Source organism: Halopseudomonas sp. T1L2 (assembly GCF_055397385.1).
Map to the genome: position 1 here is coordinate 335,395 of NZ_AP040865.1, position 12,052 is coordinate 347,446.

Here is a 12,052-nt window from a genome sequence, read left to right on the forward strand (position 1 = left end):
AATTGACAGTCCCGGGGCTGTTGTCCACATGAAATGAAAGGAGTCATGAAAATGGCTACCAGCGCAAAAGTTACTCAGGTTGTCGGTCAGGTCTTTGCAGTCGCGCCCAGCGGGGAGAAGCGCCTGCTGGTTGAAGGCGACCGCTTGATGGCCGGTGAGCAGGTATTTACCGGCGAGCAGGGCAGTGTATCGCTTGAATTGAGCGATGGTCGCGAGGTCGACCTGGGTCGTGACTCTTCCTTCCGCGTTGCCGACGATGAAGCTGCCGCAGCAACAGACCAGCCCCAGGATCTGGATATTGACGCCATTCAGGCGGCGATCGCAGCCGGTGTTGACCCGACCCAATTGCTTGAGGCGACAGCGGCCGGTCCGGCGGCCGGCGCAGCGGGTGCCGGTGGTCAGGGTGGTGGCCATTCCTTCGTTTTGCTTGATCGTCTTGATCTGCGTGTGACCCCCGACGTTGGCCTGGATACCGGCCCGATTGCGTCCGCTCCCCTTGAGATTCCCAACGAAGAAGACCTGTTTCTGCCCGAGGATGGCGGCCCGGTTATTTCCATTACACCGGTTGAGCCCGGCGGCGATGTAGACGGTGCGCAGGCGGTGGAAGGCGGCTCTCTCGACTTTCTGGTGTCCCTCTCTGCACCCAGCACGGTACCGGTTACCTTTACCTGGAGCGTCACCCTGGGCTCGGCTGATGGCGATGATCTGCCCGGCGGCACCCTCTTGACCGGTACGGTCACCATTCCGGCCGGTGAGACCAGTTATCTGCTGTCGATTCCGACCTTCGATGACGCTCTTTTCGAAGGCGGCCCCGGTAGCTTTGAAGACCTGGTTGTGTCCATTACCGATGTCGTTGCGGCGGTGCCGGGTGATGTGTCTGCCGTGGGCCTGATCGAAGACAATGACGCCATTCCGGTCGTCAACCTGGACGATGCTGACGGTATCGGCGCACAGACCGTCGAAGGCGGCGATCTGGTATTCGGCATCACCATGAGCGGTGCGTCCGATGAGGACGTGACCGTCAACTGGACAATGACCCTGGGCAGTGCCGAAGCCGACGACCTGACTTCACCGATCGAGTACAGCGGCAGTGTATTGATTCCGGCAGGCAGCACGACGGGTCAGATCATCATTCCGACCTTCGATGACAGCTTGTTCGAAGGTGGTGCGGGCAGTTTCGAAAACCTGACCATGACCCTGACCTCGGTATCGGGTGCGAATCTGGGCAGCACAACCAGCGTGACTGGTCAGATCGAAGACAACGAAGAGGTCCCGGTCATTGATCTGGTCGAGACCGACGTGCAGGGCGTGGGCGCCATCGCCGTGGAAGGCGAAGACCTGGTGTTCAACCTGGAGATGAGCGGGCCGTCGGACACCGACGTCACCGTGACCTGGACCCTGACACTGGATGGCAGCGCTGAAGCCAATGACCTGACTGGCCCGATCACCTACACCGGTGTGGCGACCATTCTGGCCGGTGAAACCACCGCTGAAATCCGTGTACCGACCTTTGACGATGCGCTGTTCGAGGGTGGCGAAGGCACCTTTGAAAACCTGACCATGACCCTGAGCAACCCGAACGGGGCGACGCTGGGCACCGCCAGCCTGCAGGGTCAGATCGAAGACAACGAAGAGGTCCCGGTCATTGATCTGGTCGAGACCGACGTGCAGGGCGTGGGCGCCATCGCCGTGGAAGGCGAAGACCTGGTGTTCAACCTGGAGATGAGCGGGCCGTCGGACACCGACGTCACCGTGACCTGGACCCTGACGCTGGATGGCAGCGCCGAAGCCAATGACCTGACTGGCCCGATCACCTACACCGGTGTGGCGACCATTCTGGCCGGTGAAACCACCGCTGAAATCCGTGTACCGACCTTTGACGATGCGCTGTTCGAGGGTGGCGAAGGCACCTTTGAAAACCTGACCATGACCCTGAGCAACCCGAACGGGGCGACGCTGGGCACCGCCAGCCTGCAGGGTCAGATCGAAGACAACGAAGAGATCCCGGTCATTGATCTGGTCGAGACCGACGTGCAGGGCGTGGGCGCCATCGCCGTGGAAGGCGAAGACCTGGTGTTCAACCTGGAGATGAGCGGGCCGTCGGACACCGACGTCACCGTGACCTGGACGCTGACGCTGGATGGCAGCGCTAAAGCCAATGACCTGACCGGCCCGATCACCTATACCGGTGTGGCGACCATTCTGGCCGGTGAAACCACCGCTGAAATCCGCGTACCGACCTTTGACGATGCGCTGTTCGAGGGTGGTGAAGGCACCTTTGAAAACCTGACCATGACCCTGAGCAACCCGAACGGGGCGACGCTGGGTACTGCCAGCCTGCAGGGTCAGATCGAAGATAACGAAGAGGTCCCGGTCATTGATCTGGTCGAGACCGACGTGCAGGGCGTGGGCGCCATCGCCGTGGAAGGCGAAGACCTGGTGTTCAACCTGGAGATGAGCGGGCCGTCGGACACCGACGTCACCGTGACCTGGACCCTGACACTGGATGGCAGCGCTGAAGCCAATGACCTGACTGGCCCGATCACCTACACCGGTGTGGCGACCATTCTGGCCGGTGAAACCACCGCTGAAATCCGCGTACCGACCTTTGACGATGCGCTGTTCGAGGGTGGTGAAGACACCTTTGAAAACCTGACCATGACCCTGAGCAACCCGAACGGGGCGACGCTGGGCACCGCCAGCCTGCAGGGTCAGATCGAAGACAACGAAGAGGTCCCGGTCATTGATCTGGTCGAGACCGACGTGCAGGGCGTGGGCGCCATCGCCGTGGAAGGCGAAGACCTGGTGTTCAACCTGGAGATGAGCGGGCCGTCGGACACCGACGTCACCGTGACCTGGACCCTGACGCTGGATGGCAGCGCTGAAGCCAATGACCTGACTGGCCCGATCACCTACACCGGTGTGGCGACCATTCTGGCCGGTGAAACCACCGCTGAAATCCGCGTACCGACCTTTGACGATGCGCTGTTCGAGGGTGGTGAAGACACCTTTGAAAACCTGACCATGACCCTGAGCAACCCGAACGGGGCGACGCTGGGCACCGCCAGCCTGCAGGGTCAGATCGAAGACAACGAAGAGGTCCCGGTCATTGATCTGGTCGAGACCGACGTGCAGGGCGTGGGCGCCATCGCCGTGGAAGGCGAAGACCTGGTGTTCAACCTGGAGATGAGCGGGCCGTCGGACACCGACGTCACCGTGACCTGGACCCTGACACTGGATGGCAGCGCTGAAGCCAATGACCTGACTGGCCCGATCACCTACACCGGTGTGGCGACCATTCTGGCCGGTGAAACCACCGCTGAAATCCGCGTACCGACCTTTGACGATGCGCTGTTCGAGGGTGGTGAAGGCACCTTTGAAAACCTGACCATGACCCTGAGCAACCCGAACGGGGCGACGCTGGGCACCGCCAGCCTGCAGGGTCAGATCGAAGACAACGAAGAGGTCCCGGTCATTGATCTGGTCGAGACCGACGTGCAGGGCGTGGGCGCCATCGCCGTGGAAGGCGAAGACCTGGTGTTCAACCTGGAGATGAGCGGGCCGTCGGACACCGACGTCACCGTGACCTGGACCCTGACGCTGGATGGCAGCGCCGAAGCCAATGACCTGACTGGCCCGATCACCTACACCGGTGTGGCGACCATTCTGGCCGGTGAAACCACCGCTGAAATCCGTGTACCGACCTTTGACGATGCGCTGTTCGAGGGTGGCGAAGGCACCTTTGAAAACCTGACCATGACCCTGAGCAACCCGAACGGGGCGACGCTGGGCACCGCCAGCCTGCAGGGTCAGATCGAAGACAACGAAGAGATCCCGGTCATTGATCTGGTCGAGACCGACGTGCAGGGCGTGGGCGCCATCGCCGTGGAAGGCGAAGACCTGGTGTTCAACCTGGAAATGAGCGGGCCGTCGGACACCGACGTCACCGTGACCTGGACCCTGACGCTGGATGGTAGCGCTGAAGCCAATGACCTGACTGGCCCGATCACCTACACCGGTGTGGCGACCATTCTGGCCGGTGAAACCACCGCTGAAATTCGCGTACCGACCTTTGACGATGCGCTGTTCGAGGGTGGTGAAGACACCTTTGAAAACCTGACCATGACCCTGAGCAACCCGAACGGGGCGACGCTGGGCACCGCCAGCCTGCAGGGTCAGATCGAAGACAACGAAGAGGTCCCGGTCATTGATCTGGTCGAGACCGACGTGCAGGGCGTGGGCGCCATCGCCGTGGAAGGCGAAGACCTGGTGTTCAACCTGGAGATGAGCGGGCCGTCGGACACCGACGTCACCGTGACCTGGACGCTGACGCTGGATGGCAGCGCTGAAGCCAATGACCTGACTGGCCCGATCACCTACACCGGTGTGGCGACCATTCTGGCCGGTGAAACCACCGCTGAAATCCGCGTACCGACCTTTGACGATGCGCTGTTCGAGGGTGGTGAAGACACCTTTGAAAACCTGACCATGACCCTGAGCAACCCGAACGGGGCGACGCTGGGCACCGCCAGCCTGCAGGGTCAGATCGAAGACAACGAAGAGGTCCCGGTCATTGATCTGGTCGAGACCGACGTGCAGGGCGTGGGCGCCATCGCCGTGGAAGGCGAAGACCTGGTGTTCAACCTGGAGATGAGCGGGCCGTCGGACACCGACGTCACCGTGACCTGGACCCTGACGCTGGATGGCAGCGCTGAAGCCAATGACCTGACTGGCCCGATCACCTACACCGGTGTGGCGACCATTCTGGCCGGTGAAACCACCGCTGAAATTCGCGTACCGACCTTTGACGATGCGCTGTTCGAGGGTGGTGAAGACACCTTTGAAAACCTGACCATGACCCTGAGCAACCCGAACGGGGCGACGCTGGGCACCGCCAGCCTGCAGGGTCAGATCGAAGACAACGAAGAGATCCCGGTCATTGATCTGGTCGAGACCGACGTGCAGGGCGTGGGCGCCATCGCCGTGGAAGGCGAAGACCTGGTGTTCAACCTGGAGATGAGCGGGCCGTCGGACACCGACGTCACCGTGACCTGGACCCTGACACTGGATGGCAGCGCTGAAGCCAATGACCTGACTGGCCCGATCACCTACACCGGTGTGGCGACCATTCTGGCCGGTGAAACCACCGCTGAAATCCGCGTACCGACCTTTGACGATGCGCTGTTCGAGGGTGGCGAAGGCACCTTTGAAGACCTGACCATGACCCTGAGCAACCCGAACGGGGCGACGCTGGGCACCGCCAGCCTGCAGGGTCAGATCGAAGACAACGAAGAGGTCCCGGTCATTGATCTGGTCGAGACCGACGTGCAGGGCGTGGGCGCCATCGCCGTGGAAGGCGAAGACCTGGTGTTCAATCTGGAGATGAGCGGGCCGTCGGACACCGACGTCACCGTGACCTGGACGCTGACGCTGGATGGCAGCGCTGAAGCCAATGACCTGACTGGCCCGATCACCTACACCGGTGTGGCGACCATTCTGGCCGGTGAAACCACCGCTGAAATCCGCGTACCGACCTTTGACGATGCGCTGTTCGAGGGTGGTGAAGACACCTTTGAAAACCTGACCATGACCCTGAGCAACCCGAACGGGGCGACGCTGGGCACCGCCAGCCTGCAGGGTCAGATCGAAGACAACGAAGAGATCCCGGTCATTGATCTGGTCGAGACCGACGTGCAGGGCGTGGGCGCCATCGCCGTGGAAGGCGAAGACCTGGTGTTCAACCTGGAAATGAGCGGGCCGTCGGACACCGACGTCACCGTGACCTGGACGCTGACGCTGGATGGCAGCGCCGAAGCCAATGACCTGACTGGCCCGATCACCTACACCGGTGTGGCGACCATTCTGGCCGGTGAAACCACCGCTGAAATCCGCGTGCCGACCTTTAATGATGAGCTGTTCGAGGGTGGCGTGGGCACCTTTGAAAACCTGACCATGACCCTGAGCAACCCGAACGGGGCGACGCTGGGCACCGCCAGCCTGCAGGGTCAGATCGAAGACAACGACGAGGTCCCGGTTATTGATCTGGTCGAGACTGACGTGCAGGGCGTGGGCGCCATCGTCGTGGAAGGCGAAGACCTGGTGTTCAATCTGGAGATGAGCGGACCGTCGGACACCGACGTCACCGTGACCTGGACCCTGACGCTGGATGGCAGCGCTGAAGCCAATGACCTGACTGGCCCGATCACCTACACCGGTGTGGCGACCATTCTGGCCGGTGAAACCACCGCTGAAATCCGCGTACCGACCTTTGACGATGCCCTGTTCGAGGGTGGCGAAGGCACCTTTGAAGACCTGACCATGACCCTGAGCAACCCGAACGGGGCGACGCTGGGCACCGCCAGCCTGCAGGGTCAGATCGAAGACAACGAAGAGGTCCCGGTCATTGATCTGGTCGAGACCGACGTGCAGGGCGTGGGCGCCATCGCCGTGGAAGGCGAAGACCTGGTGTTCAATCTGGAGATGAGCGGGCCGTCGGACACCGACGTCACCGTGACCTGGACGCTGACGCTGGATGGCAGCGCCGAAGCCAATGACCTGACTGGCCCGATCACCTACACCGGTGTGGCGACCATTCTGGCCGGTGAAACCACCGCTGAAATCCGCGTACCGACCTTTGACGATGCGCTGTTCGAGGGTGGCGAAGGCACCTTTGAAAACCTGACCATGACCCTGAGCAACCCGAACGGGGCGACGCTGGGTACTGCCAGCCTGCAGGGTCAGATCGAAGACAACGACTCCTTCTCTGGTGGCACCACCGATCAGTATGGGGTCACCGAGGGCAGCACTCTGGATACAGACGCCGATGGCACTATCAATGGCGTCCTGTTCAATGATCCGGCTGGTCGCAGCGTATCGAGCGTGTCCAATAACGCAGACGGCACTGGCGGTACAGCCGTCGGCTCGACGGGTGCTGTGTTGACCACCGCGCTGGGTGGCACGGTTACCGTCTATGCCAACGGCGAGTTCACCTATGACGCGCCGGTGCTGGATCACCCGCTTGCCGATCCGTATCTGACCGACAGTTTCTACTACACCGCCACTGACGGCACCAATACCGCAGACCCGGTATTGGTCAACATCCGTGTGTATGACACAGTGCCCCTGATCTCTGCAGTAGACGATATGACTACCTCGAATGAGGCTGGTGTTACCGTCGGCAACTGGTCTTATAGCGGTGGTGCCGATGGCCTGTCGGATGTTGCATCTGACCTGGAAAGCGGCATCAATTTGAGCTTCGATGCTGCAGGCCTGGGTGAGGCATTCTCCGCCGTGCGCGAAGACGTCTACAACGCCGGCGAGTATCAGGGTGAGCTGCTGACCGTCAGTTATGCCGATGGTACCGACAGCTACACTTACTTCACCCTGTTCATGAAGGTGGATGGCACCTACGAATTTAATCTGGTTACGCCCAAGCCAACCGGCTCGGAAGATGTGGTATTCACCAGCATCAACGGCGGTATCGCTCCTACGCTGTGGGCGTCTCAGGTTATCAATAACTATGATGGGGCGACCGATATTCGCTTCACCGCGACCAAGAACGGCAGCACCGACGAGGTGAACTGGGGTAATCAGGGCATTGGCTCCGACAACAACCTGTTCTCAATTGGCGAAACACTGACGCTGGCGTTCTTTGACGCCACCGGTACTTCAACCCTGCCGGCGGCGGACGCGACCAAACTGGTCGATTCAGCCACCCTGACGTTCAACTTCAATGGCAGCGGAGATGACGCCAAGATCAGCATTGATGTGCTGGATGAAAACGGTGACGTCATCGCCACGTTGAATGACATCGCGCTGACCGACACCTCACCGACGATTCTGATCAGTGCCGATGATCTGAATATCGATGGTTTCTATGGCGTCACCATCAAGCACCAGGGTGGCTTTGACAGCACCAATGGTGATGAGATTCGTCTGGCCTCGATGGATATCGAAACCGCATTGCTGCCGGCTGACACCCATCTGGACTTTGGCGTCGAGATTGTCGATGCCGACGGCGACACCGACGATGCCCAGTTCAGCGTGGACGTGAATTCACCAGCGGTTGACCAGCTGATTGTTGGTACTGCCGAAGATGACACCCTCAACGCCGGGCGTGGCAACGACATCATCATCGGTGATGTCGAAGGCTCCTACAGTGTCGTTGTGCCGGATGACTACAACATCGCCCTGATGGTGGATTTGTCTGCAAGTATGAATGACAGCTCGGGTACCGCAGGCAAAAGCCGTCTGGAACTGATGAAAGAGTCGCTCACCAAACTGGTCAATGACCTCGGCTCGCATGGTGGTGTGGTGAACGTCCGGCTGATCACCTTCGGTGGCGATGTCGGCCAGGAAACCAGCTACTCACTGAACAGCCCGGCTCAGCTCAATGCTTTGCTGCTGGCAATTTCCGGCCTGGCAGCTTACTCGGGCTCTACCGATATGGGCGGCACCAACTACGAGGCTGTGCTGCGCGCAGCCAAGAGCTGGTTCGATACCCAGACCCCTGGCACGCCTGACTTTGAAAACCTGGCGCTGTTCCTGACTGACGGTAACCCGACATTCCATCTGAACAGTAGCGGTAACCCGACCGATGGCGGCAGTGGCAACAGCACCCAGTACTGGGACCTGGCTGATGCAGTAAGCGCCATGGCCTCGCTGGTGGGGCAGCCCTACAGCGTCAAGGTCAATGCCATTGGCATTGGTGACGGCAGTAATACGGACTATCTCCGCTTCTTCGACAACACCGATACCACAGGCAATGCCTCGGTTTGGGTCGACGGGTGGCGGATCAGAGGGCCGGTTGGCGAGGTTGAAAACGTCGATACCGCGGAGGACCTGGAGCTGGCTCTGGACAGCAGCGTGACCGTGGTACCGAAGGTTGGTGATGACACCCTGGTCGGCACAGCCGGTGATGACATCATCTATGGCGACACCGTCAGCTCGGACAGCCTGGGTACCGACTACGCCGGCATGGGTTATCAGGGTATTGTCGATTACCTGACTGACACCCTCGGCCATGCGCCCAGCACCGAAGAAGTTATCGCACTGCTGCGGGCCAACCCGCTGGACTTCTATGACCAGACCACCACCGAAGGTGGGGCCGATACCATCACCGCCGGTGCTGGTAACGACCTGCTGATGGCCGGTGCCGGCGATGACGTACTGATCGGCGGTCAGGGCAATGACATCCTCTACGGTGGCCTCGGCTCTGACACCTTCGTCTGGCAGAGCGGTGATGCCGGCGCGGTTGGCACCCCGGCAGTCGACATGGTCATGGACTTCTCCCTCGGGACCGACGTGCTTGACCTCAGTTCGCTGCTGGGCGATATCACTCCCTCTGAAATTGCTGACTATCTGCAGGTCTCCAGCGCCTCGGTTGATGGCGTGGCTAGTGCCCAGCTCAATATCAGCACTACAGGCGATATTGCCAGCGGTGCGGATCAGGTGATTCTGGTCAAGGGGCTCAGTGTGTCTGACATCAACAGCATGCTGGCAGGCCCGGATCCGAGCCTGATTGTCTAAGCGTCAGTAAAAGCAAGGGCCAGGGGCCGACATCGGGTGACCGGTGTCGGCCCTTGTTCTATAGTCGCTGTATCAATCCAGCCTCCGGCAGAAGGGGAGTGCATGTACGTCAAGCGTGACACCGATGGCGCAATCAGCGCGATTTCCAGCGAGGCCGGCAACGGCTTCTCCGAATGGCTGGCCGATGACGCAAGGGAACTGATGGAGTGGCAGCAGGGCCGCTCGATGAAGGAGAGCCTGCAACGCCTTCAAGGCAGCGATGCCGATATGATCCGGGTGCTGGAAGACCTGATCGAAGTCCTGTTGCGGCGTGGCGTCATTCGCATTACCGACCTGCCAGAAGCCGCCGTCGCCAAACTCAACAGCCGCTCTGCCGAACGGGCGAAGCTCAGTGAACTGAGCGGCCTGATCGATCAAGACGAGCTGGATGTACTGATCTAGCTCACCCCGTCACTCCCATCTTTTCCTCTCATCCCCGCGAAGGCGGGGATCCAGCGACCCCGGGTACTAACCGGGCACATGGGTTACACATCAAACCGCATCATGCCAATCACCGACACTACCTGCGTCCTCAAGGCTCGCCACACGTCGTGACCGGGTTCGCCGAATCGCCCGGCATATCCGTTTATGATCCGGGGCATGCAATACGCCGCCGGATTGCGGCAACAGACAATAACAACCAGGCAAAAGGAATTTGCTGATGAACCAACACCCCTATCCGCGGGTGCAGCACCATGGCGCGGTCAACGGCGTGACCGGGTCCTGCCACCAACTGTGGATGACACCGACCGACAGCCTGCTGATCGACTGCGGCCTATTCCAGGGCGCCGAGACCTCCGGCGCCGGTGCCGGCCAGGATCAGCTCGCCATCGAGTTCCCCCTCGACTCGGTACATGCACTGCTGCTCACCCACGTCCATGTGGATCACGTGGGGCGCCTGCCCTGGTTGCTGGCAGCGGGCTTTGATCGGGCTGTTCATGCCACCGACGCCTCGGCGTTGCTGCTGCCTGCCGTACTGGAGGATGCCTTCCGGGTTGGCGTGCGCCCGGATGCGGCGCTGGCCTCGCGCTATGTCGCCGCCGTCTCCGCGTTACTCCAGGGGCACGCCTACGGGCAGTGGGTCAGCCTAATCACCCGGGACGATCTCATTTGCCGGATTCGCTTCCAGCCGGCGGGGCATATTCTCGGGTCGGCCTATGTTGAAATCGATATCGACTATCCGCCGGAACAGCGCAGCCAACGTGTGGTCTTCTCCGGCGATCTTGGTGCCGCCGGCGCACCCCTGCTCGAACCGCCCCAGCCACCCGAGCGCGCCGATTTGCTGATACTGGAAAGCACCTACGGCGACCGCCTGCACGAAGATCGCGCCACCCGGCGTGCCCGCCTGCAGCGGGTGCTGGAACAGGCGCTGGCCGATGGCGGTACCGTGATCGTGCCGGCCTTCAGCATTGGCCGTACCCAGGAGCTGCTCTACGAACTCGAAGGCATCATGCACGACAACCCCGAGTGGCAGCAGATCCCCGTCATTCTGGATGCACCACTGGCCGGGCGTTTTACCGCCCTGTACCGCGAGCTGCGCCAGAGCTGGAACGCAGAAGGGCAGGCACGTCTTGCCGCCGGCCGGCGACCGCTCGGCTTTGATCAACTGCTTAAGGTGCAGACTCATGCCCAGCACCAGCGGATGCTTAACCGGCTGGTCAGCACCCGCCAGCCGGCCGTGGTGATTACCGGCAGCGGCATGTGCAACGCCGGCCGGGTGGTCAACTACCTCAAGGCCATGCTGGGTGATGTACGGCACAACGTCGTGTTTGTCGGCTACCAGGCCAAAGGCACACCCGGACACGCCATCCAGCAATACGGCCCCGCCGGTGGGTATGTTGAACTCGACGGTCAGCGTTACACCATCCGCGCCGGTGTTCATTCACTGGGAGGCTATTCCGCCCACGCCGATCAGGCCGGGCTGATAGCCTTTGTGCGCGACATTCCGGTTGCGCCGCGCGAAGTGCGTCTGGTTCACGGAGACGCAGCAGCCAAAGCCGAATTGGCTGCGCAGCTGCGGGCTGATGCCAAAGCGCAGGACCGGTCGCTGAACGTTGTGATTGCAGACTGACCCTGGGTCAGCCACCACGGACGCGACATGTCGCGTCCCTACGGCTGGTGCGAGACACGTCACAGCGTCGCAGAGAATCATCCCGCGCACCGCCCTTTGTCACGGCACAGCGTGCTGTGCCCAATGTGCACCCAACCCGAATGTAGGGCCACGACATGTCGTGGCCGCCCCCTCCGCAACGACAGCCTCTCAACCATTCGACGTACACTGCGTGGGAATCATTCTCGATAATCCATTTGTATTACTGCCCGAACATACGTTTTGACTGTTAGAATCCCGGCGCAAACCAGCGTCAAAATGTTGCTTGCACCATCTTTGACTCACTGGTTATGATCCCGCCTCTCGTCAAAAGCTGGTGGCAATGAGCCATCTATTGAGCTGCTTCGAGACGCATGCCAGACGTGTTCAGGCGAC

3 protein-coding genes are annotated in these 12,052 nt (G+C 61.0%); all 3 read left to right on the plus strand.

Annotated features, from left to right (window positions below; all coding sequences use genetic code 11):
* The first annotated feature begins 51 nt into the window (after positions 1 to 51).
* On the plus strand, positions 52 to 9,528 hold the full coding sequence (locus ACZ5WQ_RS01620) for a retention module-containing protein (protein ID WP_464382992.1): 9,477 nt from the start codon (positions 52 to 54) through the stop codon (positions 9,526 to 9,528).
* A 102-nt stretch (positions 9,529 to 9,630) separates the two neighbouring features.
* Complete coding sequence (locus tag ACZ5WQ_RS01625; protein ID WP_464382993.1) at positions 9,631 to 9,969, plus strand: tryptophan synthase subunit beta; 339 nt, start codon at positions 9,631 to 9,633, stop codon at positions 9,967 to 9,969.
* 259 nt (positions 9,970 to 10,228) lie between these two features.
* Entirely contained in the window at positions 10,229 to 11,638 is a 1,410-nt protein-coding gene (locus ACZ5WQ_RS01630) for an MBL fold metallo-hydrolase RNA specificity domain-containing protein (RefSeq protein WP_464382994.1), read from the plus strand.
* The last annotated feature ends 414 nt before the right edge of the window (positions 11,639 to 12,052 follow it).